At 47.7% G+C, this 18070-nt stretch carries 17 protein-coding genes; 15 read left to right on the top strand and 2 right to left on the bottom strand.

The annotated features are described in order from the left end of the window. The first annotated feature begins 65 nt into the window (after positions 1–65). The 3 genes from ACTNA4_RS09225 (at position 66) to ACTNA4_RS09215 (ending at position 4393) form a co-directional block, all read left to right on the top strand. Complete coding sequence (locus ACTNA4_RS09225; protein ID WP_441029743.1) at positions 66–2396, top strand: VaFE repeat-containing surface-anchored protein; 2331 nt, start codon at positions 66–68, stop codon at positions 2394–2396. A gap of 228 nt (positions 2397–2624) precedes the next feature. Continuing rightward, the gene (leuC, locus tag ACTNA4_RS09220) at positions 2625–3899 is read left to right on the top strand and encodes a 3-isopropylmalate dehydratase large subunit (protein ID WP_427805494.1); all 1275 of its coding nucleotides are present in this window, start codon (positions 2625–2627) and stop codon (positions 3897–3899) included. Next, positions 3899–4393 (top strand): 3-isopropylmalate dehydratase small subunit, encoded by a 495-nt coding sequence (locus ACTNA4_RS09215; RefSeq protein ID WP_427805495.1) that lies wholly within the window; start codon positions 3899–3901, stop codon positions 4391–4393. Before leuC ends, ACTNA4_RS09215 begins: the two co-directional genes overlap by 1 nt. Positions 4394–4426: 33 nt before the next feature. Here ACTNA4_RS09215 and ACTNA4_RS09210 read toward each other — a convergent pair whose 3' ends face one another. After that, complete coding sequence (locus ACTNA4_RS09210) at positions 4427–4864, bottom strand: RrF2 family transcriptional regulator (protein ID WP_427805496.1); 438 nt, start codon at positions 4862–4864, stop codon at positions 4427–4429. 259 nt (positions 4865–5123) lie between these two features. Between ACTNA4_RS09210 and ACTNA4_RS09205 the strand changes: the two genes are divergently transcribed. The 5 genes from ACTNA4_RS09205 to ACTNA4_RS09185 all read left to right on the top strand — a co-directional run bounded on the left by ACTNA4_RS09205 (position 5124) and on the right by ACTNA4_RS09185 (position 10261). Continuing rightward, positions 5124–5954 carry a hypothetical protein gene (locus ACTNA4_RS09205; RefSeq protein WP_427805497.1) on the top strand — a complete coding sequence of 277 codons (831 nt, stop codon included), beginning with the start codon at positions 5124–5126 and terminating at the stop codon, positions 5952–5954. A 36-nt stretch (positions 5955–5990) separates the two neighbouring features. Beyond that, positions 5991–6989 carry a leucine-rich repeat protein gene (locus ACTNA4_RS09200; RefSeq protein ID WP_427805498.1) on the top strand — a complete coding sequence of 333 codons (999 nt, stop codon included), beginning with the start codon at positions 5991–5993 and terminating at the stop codon, positions 6987–6989. A gap of 27 nt (positions 6990–7016) precedes the next feature. After that, positions 7017–8342 carry a vWA domain-containing protein gene (locus ACTNA4_RS09195; protein ID WP_441029741.1) on the top strand — a complete coding sequence of 442 codons (1326 nt, stop codon included), beginning with the start codon at positions 7017–7019 and terminating at the stop codon, positions 8340–8342. After that, positions 8332–9885, top strand: coding sequence for an ATP-binding protein (locus ACTNA4_RS09190; RefSeq protein WP_441024588.1), 1554 nt, complete (start codon positions 8332–8334; stop codon positions 9883–9885). The genes ACTNA4_RS09195 and ACTNA4_RS09190 overlap by 11 nt, the downstream gene beginning before the upstream one ends. 121 nt (positions 9886–10006) lie before the next feature. Further along, positions 10007–10261 (top strand): hypothetical protein, encoded by a 255-nt coding sequence (locus tag ACTNA4_RS09185; protein WP_427819066.1) that lies wholly within the window; start codon positions 10007–10009, stop codon positions 10259–10261. 100 nt (positions 10262–10361) lie between these two features. Here the strand turns inward: ACTNA4_RS09185 and ACTNA4_RS09180 are convergent, their stop codons facing one another. Next, positions 10362–11588, bottom strand: coding sequence for an argininosuccinate synthase (locus ACTNA4_RS09180; protein ID WP_427805502.1), 1227 nt, complete (start codon positions 11586–11588; stop codon positions 10362–10364). Positions 11589–11923: 335 nt separating this feature from the next. Here ACTNA4_RS09180 and argC point away from each other — a divergent pair, with 335 nt between their 5' ends. The 7 genes from argC to ACTNA4_RS09145 all read left to right on the top strand — a co-directional run bounded on the left by argC (position 11924) and on the right by ACTNA4_RS09145 (position 18059). After that, a complete protein-coding gene (argC, locus tag ACTNA4_RS09175) occupies positions 11924–12964 on the top strand; it encodes an N-acetyl-gamma-glutamyl-phosphate reductase (RefSeq protein WP_427805505.1) in 1041 nt (346 codons plus the stop codon). A gap of 11 nt (positions 12965–12975) precedes the next feature. Next, positions 12976–13428 (top strand): GNAT family N-acetyltransferase, encoded by a 453-nt coding sequence (locus tag ACTNA4_RS09170; RefSeq protein ID WP_427805506.1) that lies wholly within the window; start codon positions 12976–12978, stop codon positions 13426–13428. A gap of 16 nt (positions 13429–13444) precedes the next feature. Further along, complete coding sequence (argJ, locus tag ACTNA4_RS09165) at positions 13445–14668, top strand: bifunctional glutamate N-acetyltransferase/amino-acid acetyltransferase ArgJ (protein ID WP_427819063.1); 1224 nt, start codon at positions 13445–13447, stop codon at positions 14666–14668. Positions 14669–14699: 31 nt separating this feature from the next. Then, positions 14700–15584 (top strand): acetylglutamate kinase, encoded by an 885-nt coding sequence (argB, locus tag ACTNA4_RS09160; protein ID WP_427805507.1) that lies wholly within the window; start codon positions 14700–14702, stop codon positions 15582–15584. A gap of 36 nt (positions 15585–15620) precedes the next feature. Beyond that, positions 15621–16802 (top strand): aspartate aminotransferase family protein, encoded by a 1182-nt coding sequence (locus ACTNA4_RS09155; RefSeq protein WP_441029739.1) that lies wholly within the window; start codon positions 15621–15623, stop codon positions 16800–16802. Between the two features lie 60 nt (positions 16803–16862). Beyond that, positions 16863–17300, top strand: a complete 438-nt coding sequence (locus tag ACTNA4_RS09150; RefSeq protein WP_427805509.1) for a DMT family transporter — start codon at positions 16863–16865, stop codon at positions 17298–17300. Positions 17301–17441: 141 nt separating this feature from the next. Further along, positions 17442–18059: a helix-hairpin-helix domain-containing protein gene (locus ACTNA4_RS09145; RefSeq protein WP_441029737.1), complete on the top strand. Its 618-nt coding sequence runs from the start codon at positions 17442–17444 to the stop codon at positions 18057–18059. Positions 18060–18070 lie beyond the last annotated feature (11 nt).

The raw sequence follows: 18070 nt of genomic DNA, 5'->3' as shown, positions 1-18070 counted from the left end.
TGATATGGGTACTCGTCTTATGTATCTCTTTTTCGTGCCGGATGGGCAGGAAGGAGAATACAAATATGTTTATCAAATCAAGAAGATGGCAGTATGCCATCACAGCGGTACTTACCGCTCTTTGTCTGACCGGAAGCAGTCAGAAGATCTGCGAAGTCAAAGCGACAGGAAATTCAACAGATACAATTGTAAAGCTGGATGAAAAGCTCGGAGTGGCTCCGGGAGCAGTTCTTACGGAGCTCCAGGCACACGAGAACGACGGTTATTACCTTGGCACACCCTATACCGGTTCCCCGTTAACACCGGGAAACTGTATGCGGCCGAACGGAGCAAATGGTGGAAATGGCGGTATGAACTGTACCGGTTTTGTGGCGTATGTTCTGGAAAAATGCGGAGCGGATCTTTCGGGGATCGCGAACCGTGGATACCGGGGCGGCAAGGTGAATGCAAGCAACTGGTATCACTGGATCACGGAAAATGCCGTGGAGTATTATCATTATGATACCGTTGAAGGGCTGCTGGCGGGCGGAAAGGCCCAGAAAGGGGATGTGATCTATTTTGAACCGCGCTCCTGGGAATCGGAGGATGCGGACTGTCATATCGGATTTTTCTGGGGAAATAACGGGAAAGATAATAAGTTCTGGCATTCTTCGACGCATCCCCAGCGAGGTAATCAGATTTCGGTGCTGGAGCCCAAATGCGAATCTACCGTATATTTATTTAAGATTTCACATATAGGCGGTCTGGAAGTGAAGAAATCCTCTTCGGATGCCGGATTGGTGGAAGGGAATTCCTGCTATTCACTTGCCGGGGCAGAATTTACGCTATTTTATCAAGGAACAGAAAATGTGGCGGCGGTGATCACGACTGATGAAAGGGGCTACGGGAAGGCCGATGCTCTGCAGGAAGGGAGCTATGATATCAGAGAAACGAAAGCTCCGCAGGGGTATACCTGTAACCCGGAGTCGCAAACGATCACCGTAAAAGCAGGTGAGACAGTCTATTATACCTGTGAAGATGCTCCTTTTTACAATCCGATCGAATGGCTGCTGGAAAAGAAGGACAAAGAGAGCGGAAGCGGAAAACCACAAGGAAGCGGAAGCCTGGAAGACGCAGAATTTACAGTGCAGTATTATGATATGATATCGCAGGAAGATCCTGCAAAAGAGGGACATTCGCCGCTTCGGACATGGGTATTCAGGACGGACGCACAGGGTAAAGTGAAGATGACCGGAGCATATCAGGTCGGAGGTGATGCGCTTTATCTGGTAAATGGAGCAGGCGTTCTGCCTGTCGGTACAGTTACGATCCGAGAGACGAAGGCTCCGGAGGGTTACCGGAAGACAGATGTGGTTTTTGCTCAGGCGATTCAGCCGGAAGAAGAAAGTGCATCGGAGGCTGCATTGCATGTCTATCAGGAAACCATTGTTCCGGAGGAGATCGTGCGGGGAGATCTGGAGTTGATCAAGGTGGCTGACAGCACAATGGAACGCCTCTCTGGAATTCCTTTCCGGATCACATCTAAGACCACGCAAGAAGCACATGTCATCATTACCGACAAAAACGGTTATGCGTCTACGGCGTCAAAATGGAACCGCCATACGGTAAATACGAACCGGGGAGAGTCTGCAGAGGATGGAATCTGGTTTGGCGAAGGAAAATCCGATGATAAGAAAGGCGCGCTCCCATATGACACGTATTGCATCGAAGAACTGGAGTGTGAGAATAACAGTGACAGGATTTTACTGCCGCCTTTTGAGGTGGAGATCACGAGAGATGCTCATACCGTGAATCTGGGAACGCTTACGAATGATAAAAGACCGGTTCCGGAGATCGCGACAACGGCACTTGACGAAGAAACCCGCACTCATGAGGCTAAACCGAGGGAGGAAATGGTGCTGATTGATACGGTGTCATGGAAGAACCTTACTCCCGGGAAGGAATATACACTGAAAGGTATTCTGATGGACGCCGAAAGTGGGGAAGAACTGAAAATCGGAGAAGAGCTGGTTACGGCTGAAGCGACATTTGCGCCGGAGAAAGAAGAAGGAAGCGAAGAAATGCGCTTTGTATTTAATGCGTCCGGATTGGGAGGGAAAACGACGGTCGTGTTTGAGTATTTATATTGCGAGGGAAAATTGGTTGCTGACCATACCAATCTGGGAGATGAAGGACAGTCTGTTCATTTTGAGGAAGAGCCGGAAATTCCGGAGGAACCGGAAAAACCCGAAATACCGCAAAAACCAGAAGATATGCAGCTGGGAAAGCCGCAGCTCCCAGTGAAAACAACATCGGTTGCGACCGGTGATTCGGCAAACTTGATAGTTCTTATCCTTTGTGCGCTTCTTTCTTGCGCTGTAGTGTTGAAATGTGTTAGAATATCACGGAGAAAGTAAGTAATTTCATCTTGAAATAAAGATGAGACTCCCACCTCCATAGGTGGCGAGTTGCGGTAAGCTAGTCTTGGTGGGAGTCAAATCTTCTTCCAAGATTAAGCCTCCGGCGGATTGCAGAGGTGCGCAGATGTATTGTGTCATGCAAAGCATGACGCGCACCTCGCAGCAAGTACGCCGAGGCGTACTTGAAGATTCAACTTAATAAATGATCCAAGGAGGAATTTAATCATGGGAATGACGATGACGCAGAAGATTCTTGCGGACCATGCAGGACTGGACTTGGTTGTGGCGGGACAGCTCATTGAAGCAAAGCTGGATGTCGTGATGGCGAATGATATCACAGGTCCTATGGCGCTGCCGATTTTCAGACAGATGGCAGATAAAGTATTTGACAAAGACAAGGTGGTTCTGGTACCGGATCACTTTACACCGAATAAGGATATCAAGTCAGCAGAGAACTCCAAAGCGATTCAGGATTTCGCAAAGGAGCAGGGATTGAAATGGTATCTGGTACAGGGCAAATGTGGTGTGGAGCATGCGATCCTTCCAGAATATGGTATCGTTGCTGCCGGTGAGTGTATTATCGGGGCAGATTCACACACCTGTACATACGGAGCACTCGGAGCATTTTCAACGGGTGTGGGAACCACAGATATTTCAACAGGTATGGCGACCGGAGAACTCTGGTTCAAAGTTCCGTCAGCAATCAAGTTTGAGCTGACCGGCAAACCGGGACCGTATGTGACCGGTAAAGATGTGATCCTTCATATCATCGGCAGAATCGGGGTGGACGGAGCACTGTATAAATCCATGGAATTCATGGGTGACGGCCTGAAGTACCTGACAATGGATGACCGTTTCACGATGGCGAATATGGCAATTGAGGCCGGAGCAAAGAACGGAATCTTTATGGTTGATGAACAGACGGAAGCGTATCTGAAAGAACATACAGATAAAGAATATAAGATTTACGCACCGGATGAGGATGCCGAGTATGATGAAGTTGTTGTTGTGGATCTTTCTGAAGTCCGCCCGACGGTTGCGTTCCCGCATCTTCCGGGCAATGCGAAGACCATCGATGAGATCGAAGCGATGGAACCGATCGTGATCAACCAGGTGGTGATCGGATCCTGCACCAACGGAAGAATTTCCGATATGAGAAAAGCTGCTGCGATCCTGAAAGGACATACTGTTCATCCGGATGTGCGCGTGATGGTAGTTCCGGCTACACAGGCGGTTTATAAGCAGTGTATCAAGGAAGGACTGATCGACATTTTTATTGATGCTGGTTGCGCTGTGAACACACCGAGCTGCGGTCCTTGTATGGGAGGCCATATGGGAGTTATGGCTGCAGGGGAAAAATGTGTTTCAACTACGAACAGAAACTTTGTCGGACGTATGGGACATGTGGATTCTCTGATTTATCTGGCGTCACCGGAAGTGGCAGCAGCAAGTGCAATTGCAGGGTATATTGCAAATCCGGAGAAAGTAGGTGACAAATAATGAACGCAAAAGGACATGTATTTAAATATGGTGATAATGTAGATACGGATGTAATCATTCCGGCGAGATATCTGAATTCCTATGACGCGAAAGAGCTTGCGACGCATGCGATGGTAGATATTGATCCGACTTTTGTGGAGAGAGTACAGCCGGGCGATCTGATCGTGGCAAATAAGAATTTTGGATGTGGCTCTTCGAGAGAGCATGCACCGCTTTGCCTGAAGACGGCAGGGGTAAGCTGTGTGATCGCAGAGACCTTTGCGAGGATTTTCTACCGCAATGCGATCAATATCGGGCTTCCGATCATTGAGTGCCCGGAAGCGGCAAGAAACATTGAGGCAGGCGATGAAGTGGAAGTGGATTTTGACTCCGGCAAGATCTATAACCGTACGAAAGGAACCGAGTTCCAGGGACAGCCGTTCCCGGAATTTATGCAGAAGCTGATCGCGGCAGGCGGACTTGTGAATTATACAAATGCAAAAAAGAATCAGTAATTGAAAAAGGTCCCGATGGACCTTTTTCTTACTTTATATGACGTAATCATTGCCATAGAGGGTCGTCTGTTGATCCAGAATATCCTGCAGCGTTACGCTGTCCAGATATTCGTTGACCGTTTTGTAAAGTCCCTGCCACATCGGAAGGGTGAGACATTCGCCGCAGCGCGGGCACATATTCGGTTCCTGTTCGAGACAGGAGATCGGTGCCAGGCTGCCTTCGGTGACGCGAAGAATGTCTCCCACAGTGATGGAAGAAGGTTCTTTCGCCAGCTCATATCCCCCCTGATAACCGCGGCCGGTGAGCAGAAATCCGGCACGGTTCAGCATGGGAACGATCTGTTCCAGATATTTTTTGGAGATATCCTGACGTTTGGCAATATCTTTTAATGCAACAAATCCGCAGTTCCGGTGCTGTGCCAGATCAAGGAGAAGCCGGAGTGCATAGCGTCCTTTGGTTGAGATTTTCATAGTGTTCACCTCGTCTTTATTTCTGATGTCGTGCTCCAGATAACCCGTTCTATACGGGAAAAACCATGGGAATCATGGCATCCTATATATTAACATAATACCACGTATTTACTAGGTATTCAAATAAAAAAAGCATATTGCAACTGTATTTACAAGAATAAGGAGAACGTATATAATAGTTATATGTGTTTAATTGAGTTCGGCAGGACAGAGCGTCAGATGGCGAAGTCTGTCAGAATACGGTGGAAGGTGGATCAGAATGAAAAAAGGGAGAAACGGAAATGTAGTGGATTTCGGCGCAACACTTCAGGAGTGGCCGAAAAGAATATGGGAATGGGACGAGGTGCGGGAGTGCTATCTGCCGCACCTTTCCAAGTGGAAAGAACAAGGAATGCCACTGGAGGCGATGGTATGGGTACCGGCCAAGGGATATGAGCGGGGAGCCTTTGAATATCTGGCGGCAAGATTTGACGGACAGATTATGCTTCTTTTTCCGAAGAAAGACGGAGAGGTAAAGGAGATATGTATTCCATGCAGGGATATCCTGGCTGTGCGGGAACTGCGGTATGTGTTGGACTGCAGATATCTGATCTATTATGAAATGGACGGTAAGATTGAATGCGTGGCGATGCCGTACAATGAGGCGACCCAGTATTTATTTACCCCGTTCTTAAACTGTGCATTGCAGTTGGATGAGAATTTTAATGCGGCAAGCCGGATCCGTTTGAATCCGCGGCCGGAGCATTTGCTCCATGAGGCGCATGAGCTTTACAGTTTCAGTGAGGCTGCATACAGGCTGGGAGACAAGATCGTTCATTATGAATGGGGCAGGAATTTCCAGATTACAAAGAATTTCATATTTAAAACGAAGAAAGAGTGTTCATGGATCCTCTGTGAGATGGAGGAGGGCTGGTGCATGATCGAATGCGGTGCCAACTATCATGAGACCACCTATTTATATAAGAAATATGGCAAAGTCCTGCTGGAAGAAGAAAAAAAGCTCTGGAAGATGGAGGTTGAGGAAAATGGACAGCCTTATCTGGTGCGTGATCTGAAGTATGAGACACGGAATGTGGGCAAAGAAAAATAAGGTGCAATTGTAACCTGAAAGAGAGAGACAGACGACATGAGAATTGCATTCAGAAGAAAAGAAGACGGAGCGGAGCTGGTTCGTGTGTGGAGCGAATCGGAGGTTGTCAAAGTTCCGGAAAATGTTGGAAAATATAGAATAAATTCCATTGCATCCTATGCATTTTCCAATCACAAACAGGTGGAAGATGAAGATGTGGAGTTCTTTGAAGAGGACAGCAGAGCGGAAGAATTCCAGATGCAGGATCTGCCGCTCAGATGCGGAGCCAATCTTCTGGAGATCCATCTTCCACCTACGGTGAAGGTGATCGGTAATTATGCATTTTACGGCTGCATGAATATGAAAGTCTTTCACGGAACAGACGAGATCGTGAGGATGGGAAGCGGTGTGTTCACCGGATGCCGTCTGTCGAATGTTCAAATTGATTTTTATGAGGGAGAGCGGTCCTGTCTGAAGGAAATTCTGACAGAGATCCGCTATGAGATCGTGGCGACTCTGGTTTATGGAAAAGGAAAAGAAGAACGGTTCACGAAGATCATTTTTCCGGAACATTACATGGACGCTGTGGAGAATACGCCTGCAAGGATCGTGGAGACTCATTATTACGGCTCGGGTGGAGAATACAGGGAATGTTTCTACCGCCGGGAGCTGGATTACCTGAAATACGACAGAATGTTCGCACTTTCCGGTGTGCGGGATGATGAGGCGGTTACGGTCCAGGTCGCACTTGCAAGACTGATGTATCCGGTGAAACTTGAGGATGCCGCACGCAGGCGGTATGAAACTTATATCCGGGAACATCTGACGAATCTGATAAAGGATTGTCTGAAAAAACTTGACGATCATGAGAATTATGCGCTCGGTTCACCGGTGGAGATCGTGGAATTTATCTGTCGGATGGAGTATTTTGAAAGGGATGTGCTGGAGCGGGCGATTGATCTGGCATCCCGGACCGGACAGACGGAAGTCTTAAGTATCCTGATGGATGAGAGACACCGGAGATTTCCGGTAAGAAAGAAGAAATTCGTTCTATAGAATGCAGAAGGAAAGAAGCGGAAGAATATGGAACTCAATTTGGAAGAGAATACGAAGCAGGAAGACCAGCTGGAGCAGATCGGCCGCCGGATCCTGGCGCTTTCAAGAAATGAACTGTATCTGCAGATGCGATTCCTGGATGTGGCATTGTCTTCCCTGGCGTATGTACAGGATTTTTCGGTATCGCTTGTTGCCACAGACGGGTGGAATCTGTATTTTCATCCGGGAGAGCTCGGAGGACTCTACCGGAAAAACAGGCTGGATGTAAACCGGGCTTATCTGCATGCCGTGATGCACTGCATTTTCCGTCATATGATTACGCGGAAGGGCAGGGAGAAGCTGTGGTGGAATCTGGCTTGTGACATCGTGACGGAATCCATCATTGACGGGTGGAACACACGGAATATCCGGCGTGCCAAGTCATGGCTCAGGCAGGAAACCTACCGGAAGATGCAAGGTGAGATGAAGGTGCTGACGGCGGAGAAGGTTTACGGAAGTCTGATGCGATGGGAGCTTTCAGAGAGAGAGATACTTCGTCTTCAGGCGGAATTTACCGTTGATGATCATAAATACTGGGCTGAGGATGAGGAGAAGAACAGAAATAGTGAGCTGAATCAGAGATGGAAAGATATCAGTGAACAGATGCAGACGGAGATGGAAACATTTTCGCAGGAGACTGCCGGTGGAACGGGCCATTTTCTGGAACAGATCCGGGTGGAGAACAAGGAGCGGTATGATTACCGGAAATTTCTCAGAAAATTTGCCGTGCTGAAGGAAGAGATGACCATTGATGAGGATTCCTTTGATTATGGATTTTACAGCTATGGGCTGCGATTGTACGGAAATATGCCGCTGATTGAGCCGCAGGAGTGGAAAGAAGTCAGTAAGATCGAGGATTTTGTGATCGTGATCGATACGTCCATGTCCTGTTCCGGAGAACTGGTGAAAAAATTTCTGGAGGAGACGTATGGAATCTTAAGTGAGAACGACAGCTTCTTCCGGAAAGTCAATATCCATATTCTCCAGTGTGATGAGCAGGTGCAGACGGATCAGAAGATCACGAATAAAGAGGAACTGCGGGAGTACATGGAGCATCTGGACCTGGTCGGAGAAGGCGGTACGGATTTCAGGCCGGCATTTGAGTATATCAACCGTATGATAGAAAATCATCAGTTTGCTAGGCTGAAGGGTGTGATCTATTTTACAGACGGGCAGGGTATCTTTCCGAAACAGATGCCGCCCTATGAGACTGCATTTGTGTTTATGGAGAGGGAAGGCCTTGAGGTGGAGGTTCCGCCGTGGGCGATGAAGCTTACGATTGAGGAGGACGAATTGGAAAACTATGGACATTAAGCGAGCAAAACAGGAAATCAAGGACGCGATCGAAGCGTATTTAGTAAAGGATGAATGTGGAAAATACATGATCCCCGCTATTCATCAGCGGCCGATCCTTCTGATGGGGCCTCCGGGAATCGGAAAGACACAGATCATGGAGCAGGTGGCAAGAGAGTGCGGGATCGGCCTGGTGGCGTATACGATCACCCATCATACCCGCCAGAGCGCAGTGGGGCTGCCGTTTATTCAGAAAAAACAGTACGGAGGGAAAGAATATTCGGTGACGGAGTATACGATGAGCGAGATCATCGCGTCGGTGTATGACAAAATGGAAGTTACCGGACACAAAGAGGGAATTCTTTTCATTGATGAGATCAACTGTGTCTCTGAGACCCTAGCGCCAACGATGCTGCAGTTCCTGCAGTGCAAGACATTCGGAAATCAGAAAGTCCCGGAGGGATGGATCATCGTTGCGGCGGGCAACCCGCCTGAGTATAATAAATCGGTACGTGAATTTGATGTGGTGACCCTGGACCGTATCAAGAAAATCGATGTGGAAGAGAATTTTGACGTCTGGAAAGAATACGCCTATCAGGTGGGCGTTCATCCGGCGGTCATCGCCTATCTGGATGCAAGGCGGGAGAATTTCTACCGGATGGAGACGACGGTGGACGGAAGAATGTTCGCGACCGCCAGAGGGTGGGAGGATCTCTCCCGGCTGATCCAGGTGTATGAAAGACTGGGAAAAAGGGTGGACCGGGAAGTTGTGCATCAATATATCCAGCACTGGAAGATTGCAAAAGATTTCGCAAATTATCTGGAACTCTACGCGAAATACCGGAAGGATTACGGAATTGAAAAGATTCTGGAAGGCACCTATGGAGAGGATACGCTGGAGAAGCTGAAAGTTGCCGCGTTTGATGAGAAGCTGAGTGTGGTGAACCTTCTTTCCGGAAGATTGGCGGGCGCTTTTAAAGACACCTATGAAATGGATCGCTATGTATCTGCCCTGTATGAATGGCTGAAGAAATATCGTGCTTTGATCCGTGAAGTGGAGAAAGAAGGAATGTCAGAAGAACTCTATGCAAGCGGAGGAATCATCAAGACGATCTATTTTCGGGCGAAAAAGGAATTCGAAGATCAGAAAAAGGCTGAGAAGCTTGACCGGGACGGGGAGCGGTGCATGGCAAAAGTGGTAGATACACTGGAAGGCTACTGGAATTATGCCAAAGAAGAGCATCTGGCCGGCAATGAAGCGTTTGAACAGATCCGGGAGCTTTTTGCAGATGAGACCGAAAAGCGGGAGGAAATGGTCGACCATACGATGGAAATGCTGGAGCATGCGTTTGAATTCCTGGAAAAAGCATTCGGAGAGAGTCAGGAGATGGTCGTATTCGTGACGGAGCTGAATACTAATTACTACAGCATCTGGTTCCTGAAAGAGAATGACTGCGGATTGTATTATAAATACAATAAGGGACTGCTGTTCGATGAACGGCACCAGGAGATTCTGAAGCAGATGGACGAGGCGGAAGAGAGTATGGAACGAGGGATCCGGTAAGCGGAAAATCCGAGAGGATGGAATTGCCGGATCCTGTAAATGAGAAGACTGGAAGAATGGAACGTGATGCGGATTCCGGCATATAATGAAAAGGAAGGCAGATACAAGGGGCAGTTCCAAATTGCTGTGCAGAAATGAAACGAAAATCCTGAAACAGGAGAGATGGCTGCCGGACATAAGAACCGGTCGTTGGACGTTGAAATATGAGGAACGCTTTCGAAAAGGACCGGGACTTAATTATCCGGGAGAAGTGACGGCAGAAGCCGGAACAGAAGCCATGATCCTTGAGGTGCGCTGCCTGAGCGTTTCGGTCTGGGGAAGGGCACAGGATGGCTGGCTGTGCCTGTATATGAGCGGCACCTGGTATGTGGAATAAAATTGTGGGAATAGAATCATGGACATAGAAAAAAGGCGGTTCAGAAGAGGATTTGCGAAAACTCTTTCTGAACCGCCTTTTGGGATATTCTTAATAACTGCTATTTCTGGTTGTTCTTAGCTTCAGCCAGTTTCATCGCACGAACTTTCAGCGGAAGGCCGAATAAGGTAATGAAGCCGTCTGCATCGTGGTGGTCATAAAGATCACCGGTTGTAAAGCTTGCCAGAGATTCGCTGTAAAGTGAATACGGAGAAGTTGTACCTGCTTTGATGATGTTGCCTTTGTAAAGCTTGAATTTCACTTCACCTGTCACATATTCCTGGGTAGAGGTTACGAATGCCTGAATCGCTTCACGAAGCGGAGTGAACCATTTCCCTTCATATACAACTTGAGCAAGCTTGTTACCCATATCTTTCTTCACTTCCATGGTCGCACGATCAAGCACCAGTTCTTCCAGCTGTGCGTGTGCTTCCATCAGAATGGTTCCACCCGGAGTCTCATATACGCCACGGGACTTCATACCTACAACACGGTTTTCAACGATATCAACGATACCGATACCATGTTTGCCGCCAAGTGCGTTGAGCTTGCGGATGATGTCGGCTACCTTCATTTCTTCGCCGTTGATGCTTACCGGAACACCTTTTTCGAATTTCATAGTGACATACTCACCTTCGTCCGGGGCCTTTTCCGGTGTAACGCCGAGAACCAGAAGATGATCGTAGTTCGGTTCATTGGCTGGATTCTCCAGTTCCAGACCTTCGTGGCTTAAGTGCCATAAGTTACGGTCACGGCTGTAGCTGTGGCTTGCGTCAAACGGAAGATCAATGCCGTGTGCTCTGCAGTACGCGATCTCATCTTCACGGGACTGCATGGTCCATACATCGGTCATACGCCATGGAGCGATGATCTTCAGATCCGGAGCGAGTGCCTTGATTCCAAGCTCGAAACGGATCTGGTCGTTTCCTTTACCGGTAGCACCGTGGCAGATTGCGGAAGCGTTCTCTTTTCTCGCAATCTCAACCAGTTTTGCGGCAATTCCCGGACGAGCCATAGCGGTTCCGAGTAAATATTTATTTTCATAAACGGCACCTGCCTGTACACATGGCATGATGTAGTTTTCGCAGAAATCATCGGTGATATCTTCAATATATAATTTGGAAGCTCCGGCAAGTTTTGCCCTTTCATCCAGTCCGTCCAGTTCTTCGCCCTGTCCGCAGTTGATGCAGCAGCAGATTACTTCGTAATCAAAGGTCTCTTTTAACCATGGGATAAGTGTGGTTGTATCAAGACCACCTGAATATGCTAAAACAACTTTCTCTTTCATTCTATATTCCTCCTGATAATAAGTTCGTCGATCAAGTACAAAACACACTATACACTATGTTTTATATTTATGCAAGAAAAAAATGCAAAATCTTGAAAAAATGCAAATTAACGACGTTGTTTATAAAAACGCTTGCATAATATGCAATAAATATGTATACTTATGCATATGTCCCATTGAGACATCCGGGTAGTATTATTTTTATAAGTACAATGTATTTTTTACAGGAGAATACTTTACTTTGAAAAACAAATGGTTTATAGTGATTATGACTTATGCCCGGAAAGGCCGGGGATTTCAAGGTGCCGCAAGGGCATGATGAAAGGAAGGATAACATGATTAGAGCAGGAATTATCGGTTCGACCGGCTATGCCGGAGGAGAACTGGTCAGAATTTTGACGGGACATAAAGATGTGGAGATCAAGTGGTTTGGCTCCAGAAGCTATATTGATAAAAAGTATGCATCCATTTACCAGAACATGTTCCAGATCGTCGATGCGGTCTGCATGGATGATAATATGGAAGAACTGGCAGAGCAGGTGGATGTAATCTTTACCGCAACACCGCAGGGACTTTGCGCATCTCTGGTAAATGAAGATATCTTATCCAAGGTAAAGATTATTGACCTGAGCGCGGACTTCCGTATTAAAGATGTGAAGGTATACGAAAAATGGTACGGAATCGAGCATAAGAGTCCTCAGTTTATTGAAGAAGCGGTATATGGATTGTGTGAGATCAATCGTGAGGATATTAAGAAAGCGAGACTGGTGGCAAATCCGGGATGTTATACGACCTGTTCGATCCTGACGGCGTATCCGCTTGCCAAAGAAGGGCTGATCGATATGGATACACTGATCATCGACGCGAAATCCGGAACTTCCGGAGCGGGAAGAGGGGCAAAGGTTCCGAATCTCTTCTGTGAAGTCAATGAGAACATGAAGGCCTATGGCGTTGCGTCCCATCGGCATACGCCTGAGATCGAAGAGCAGCTTGGATATGCATGTAATAAGGAAGTTGTTCTGAATTTTACGCCGCATCTCGTACCGATGAACCGCGGAATTCTGGCGACGGAATACGCAAAGCTTACAAGAGAAGTTTCCTATGAAGAAGTGAAGGCCATCTATGATAAATATTACGGCAGTGAGAAATTTATCCGTGTCCTTGATAAGGATGTGTGCCCGGAGACCAAATGGGTGGAGGGAAGCAACTACGTGGACATCGGATTTAAGATCGATCCGAGAACGAACCGGATCATCATGATGGGAGCCATTGATAATCTGGTGAAAGGAGCAGCGGGACAGGCAGTACAGAATATGAATCTTGTGTTCGGACTTCCGGAAGATGAGGGATTGAATCTGGTACCGATGTTCCCGTAAAGGAGTTACATATGACAATTCGAGAGATGACGATAGAAGATTATGACCAGGTCTACGCATTATGGATGAAGATCAAAGGATTCGGGATCCGGAGCATTGACGATTCCAGAGAAGGAATCGAGCGTTTCCTGCGAAGAAATCCTACGACCAGTGTGGTTGCCGAGAAGGACGGGAAAATCGTAGGCGGGATCCTGTGTGGTCACGATGGACGGCGCGGATGTTTCTATCATGTCTGCGTGGATCCGGAGTACCGAAGACATGGCATCGGCAAAAGCATGGTCGTATTTGCCATGGAAGCGCTGAAAAAAGAACAGATCAATAAAGTCTCCTTGATCGCATTTACGAAGAACGATATCGGAAATGCATTCTGGAATACGATCGGGTGGACGAAGAGAGAAGATCTGAATTATTATGATTTTACTTTGAATGAAAAGAATATTACGGCATTTATCGAAGATAAGTAGTATGGAGGGATGAATGATGAAGATTATTACCGGCGGAGTTACCGCAGCAAAAGGATTTGAGGCAGCAGCAACCGCAGCAAAGATTAAATATCAGGATCGTACCGATATGGCGATGATCTACAGTCAGGTTCCATGTGTATGCGCAGGAACATTTACCACGAATGTGGTGAAAGCAGCTTGCGTGAAATGGGATCAGCAGATTGTGGCAGGTGGGCAGAAGGCACAGGCCGTGATCGTAAATTCTGGAATCGCCAATGCATGTACCGGCGCAGAAGGGTTCGGATATTGCAAGGAAACCGCAGATGCGGCTGCAGAAGCACTGGGAATCAGCGCAGATGGCGTCTTGATCGGTTCGACCGGTGTGATCGGAAAACAGCTTCCGATCGACCGCATCAAAGCAGGCGTGAAAGCGCTGGCACAAAAGAAAAATACGTCTCTGGAAAATGGCACAGAGGCTGCCAAAGCGATCATGACCACCGACACCTGCGAGAAACAGATTGCAGTGGAAATTGAAGTGGGCGGCAAGACGGTCACGATCGGCGGTATGGCAAAGGGCTCCGGCATGATCCATCCGAATATGTGCACCATGCTCAGCTTTATCACGACCGATGCCGTGATCACGAAGGAAGCACTGCAGAAAGCGCTCAGTGACGATGTAAATGATACTTATAATATGATTTCCGTTGACGGGGATACTTCCACCAATGATACGGTGGTTCTTCTGGCAAACGGATTGGCTGAAAATGAAGAAATCACGGTGGATTCTCCGGACTATCCGGTATTTTACGAGGCGCTTCACACGATCAATGAATACCTTGCAAAGAAAATGGCCGGAGACGGAGAAGGCGCAACCGCATTGTTTGAAGTTCAGGTAGTAGGCGCTGACACGAAGGAAACTGCAAAAATACTTGCAAAATCCATTGTCTGCTCCAATCTGACGAAGACCGCAATCGCCGGACACGACGCGAACTGGGGACGTATTCTGTGTGCAATGGGATATTCGGGAGCACAGTTCGATCCGGAAAAAGTGGATCTGTTCTTTGAAAGCCAGGCGGGAAGAATTCAGATCATTGAAGACGGAACCGCAGTGGATTACAGTGAGGAGAAAGCAACCGAGATCCTCTCCCAGCCGGAAGTGAAGGCAATTGCCGATATTAAGATGGGAAATGAAAGTGCGACTGCCTGGGGATGCGATCTGACTTATGATTACATCAAAATCAACGCAGATTACAGAAGCTAAAGACGGAACAGTTCAAACGGAGGAATGAGTCATGAACCAGAATATGCAGAAATATCTGGACAAGGCAGAGGTGCTGATCGAGGCGCTGCCATATATCCAGCGTTTTAACCGTAAAATTATTGTTGTAAAATATGGTGGCAGTGCCATGATTGATGAAGAATTGCAGCAGAACGTGATCAAAGACGTTACTCTGCTGAAACTGACCGGATTCAAACCGATCATTGTTCACGGCGGAGGAAAAGAGATCAGCCGCTGGGTCGGAAAGGTCGGCATGGAACCGAAATTTATCAACGGACTCCGCGTGACGGATGAAGATACCATGGAAGTTGCGGAGATGGTCCTGAATAAAGTGAATAAAAATCTGGTGCGAATGGTAGAGGAACTGGGCGTTCGTGCAATCGGAATCAGCGGAAAAGACGGGGCGCTTCTGAAGGTGGAGAAGAAATATTCCAACGGTGAAGATATCGGGTTTGTAGGTGATATCAAATCCGTCAATGCAGACATTCTCTTTGATCTTCTGGAGAAGGATTTTCTTCCGATCGTCTGCCCGATCGGACTGGATGATGACTATAATACATACAACATCAATGCAGATGATGCGGCCTATGCGATCGCGAAGGCGGTTCATGCGGAAAAGCTGGCATTCCTCTCTGATATCGACGGAGTTTACCGGGATTTCGAGGATAAGACATCGCTCGTTTCGCATCTGACTGTAGACGAGGCGCGGGAACTGATCGAGAGCGGCGGCATCACGGGCGGTATGATCCCAAAGCTTCAGAACTGCATCGGTGCTATTGAAAATGGAGTTTCCAGGGTGCATATTCTGGACGGAAGGATTCCGCACTGTCTGCTTCTTGAGATTTTTACCAAGAAAGGTATCGGAACGGCAATCTTAAAAGACAACGATCCGGATTAATTCAACGATCCGGTGGGAAGGAAAGAAGGAGAATATATGGAGAATCAATATATACAGGATACAGAACAGGGACTTTTGAAGACCTATAATCGTTTCCCGGTCGTTCTGGATCATGGAGAAGGTATGTACCTCTATGACACAGACGGAAAGAAATATCTGGATTTTGCTGCAGGAATCGCAGTCTGTGGTCTGGGATACGGAAATCAGGAATTCGGGAACGCAATCAAATCACAGGTTGATAAACTGCTCCACACTTCCAATCTTTACTATAATACCACCTGCGGAGAGGCAGCAAAAGAACTGAAGAGAATTTCCCAGATGGATCGTGTTTTCTTCACCAACAGCGGAACGGAAGCGGTGGAAGGGGCACTGAAAGCAGCCCGGAAATATGCTTATGAGAAGAAGAGCGGACGTTACGAATTTATCGCCATGGAAGATGCGTTCCACGGAAGAAGCATCGGAGCGGTTTCAGTGACCGGACATAAAGAGTACCGGGAGCCCTTTGAACCGATGCTTCCCGGTGTATCGTTTGCGACGTTCAATGATCTGGACAGTGTGAAAGCGCTGGTAAATGAAAAGACCTGTGCGATCATCATGGAGACGATCCAGGGAGAGGGCGGTATCAATCCGGCCACACCGGAATTCCTGAACGGGGTTCGTAAAATCTGTGATGAAAATGATATTCTGCTGATCCTGGATGAAATCCAGTGCGGAATGGGACGGAGTGGTTCGTATTTCGCATGGCAGCAGATGGGTGTGAAGCCGGATATCATGACGATGGCGAAAGCAATCGGAAATGGAATTCCGGTGGGAGCATTTGCCATGACGGAAAAAGTGGCACAGCATTCGCTGAAGCCTGGGGATCACGGGACGACATACGGCGGCAATCCGCTGGCATGTATGGCGGTCAAGACGGTCATTGATATCTTTGAAAAGGAAGATCTGATCGGGCACGTCAATGAGATCGCGCCGTATCTGACTGAGAAGCTGGAAGAAGTTGTATCGGAATTCGACTGTGCGGTCAAAGTAAAAGGAAAAGGTCTGATTCAGGGACTTCAGATTACGAAACCAACCGGGGAAGTGACGAAAAAAGCGCTGGAGGAAGGGCTCCTCATCATCTCAGCCGGACAGAATGTACTTCGTGTGATTCCGCCTCTGATCGTGGAGAAGGAACACATTGATGAGATGATCGAAAAACTGAAAAAAGCATTGGCTTAAGACGCATAATAACCCGGTCATCGGGCATACTCTTAGAAGAAAAAACTGGGAGGAAGAACGATGACCGGGTTTCTGATTGCCCTGATTTCCGGGGCGCTTATGAGTGTACAGGGAGTATTTAACACACAGGTGACAAAGACTACGGGGATGTGGGTCAGCAATGCATGGGTGCAGCTGAGCGCCTTTGCACTGTGTTTTGTGATGTGGCTGATCATGGGAAGGGACAGCGTTGCTTCGATTGCGAAGGTGGAGCCGAAATATGTACTGCTGGGAGGTGTGATCGGTGCCGGGATCACCTGGACGGTCATTAAGAGTATGGAACAGCTCGGGCCTGCAAAGGCGGCACTTTTGATCGTAGTTTCACAGCTTATTGTGGCGTATCTGATCGAGCTTCTGGGGCTGTTCGGAGTGGAAAAATCACCTTTGGACTGGAAAAAGGTGGGCGGAATGGCGCTGGCACTGATCGGGGTTGCGATTTTTCAACTGGCAGGAAAATGATAAAATGGAAATAGCGGTTGAGTTTTTCATGGAAATTCGTTACAATAATCTTGTCTTAGCTGCAGATACATTCTTCCCTCAGACCTGGAGGAAAGAAATGTATGGCGAGGGGTCGCGGCTCTGCATGGAAATGGAGAGAGAATGAGGCAGAAAAGACAAAGAGTGTATCGAAGATTTGCAATTATGATTCTATGCTTCTGCTGTATATTTGCGGGATGCAGCAGGGAAGAAGCGTTTGCCGAAGTCGAGATTACAAAACAGGAAGCAGACGAGAAAGTCCCGGAAGAAAGCGAAGAGACGAAAGAGACGGAACAAGAACCGATCTGGGTCTATGTCTGTGGACAGGTAGTGTGTCCCGGAGTCTATGAACTGAAGAATGGTGACCGCGTGTATCAGGCCATAGATGCGGCGGGCGGTTTTACAGAAGCGGCGAGCCGGGAGTTCTGGAATCAGGCCGAGATTCTGTCGGACGGGCAGAAGATCTATGTACCGACGAAGGAAGAAACGGAACAATCCGGTTCTGCCACAGAAAAAGGGACAATGGATGTCGGGAAAAGCGAAGATGGAAGAGTGAATCTCAACACGGCATCGAAGCAGGAACTCACATCTCTGAGCGGGATTGGTGAATCGCGGGCAGAGGCCATCATCCGTTATCGCGAAGAAAACGGTGGATTTCAAAGCATAGAAGAGATCAAAAAAATAGAGGGAATAAAAGAAGGCATTTTTGAGAAGATCAAAAATGATATTACAGTAAATTAAGGGAGCAGCAG

The organism is Bariatricus sp. HCP28S3_A7 (assembly GCF_052066375.1).
In the GTDB taxonomy this organism is placed as follows: Bacteria; Bacillota; Clostridia; order Lachnospirales; family Lachnospiraceae; genus Allocoprococcus.
The sequence above is the reverse complement of the archived record's forward strand: the minus strand, read 5'-3'. Positions and strand labels throughout refer to the sequence as shown.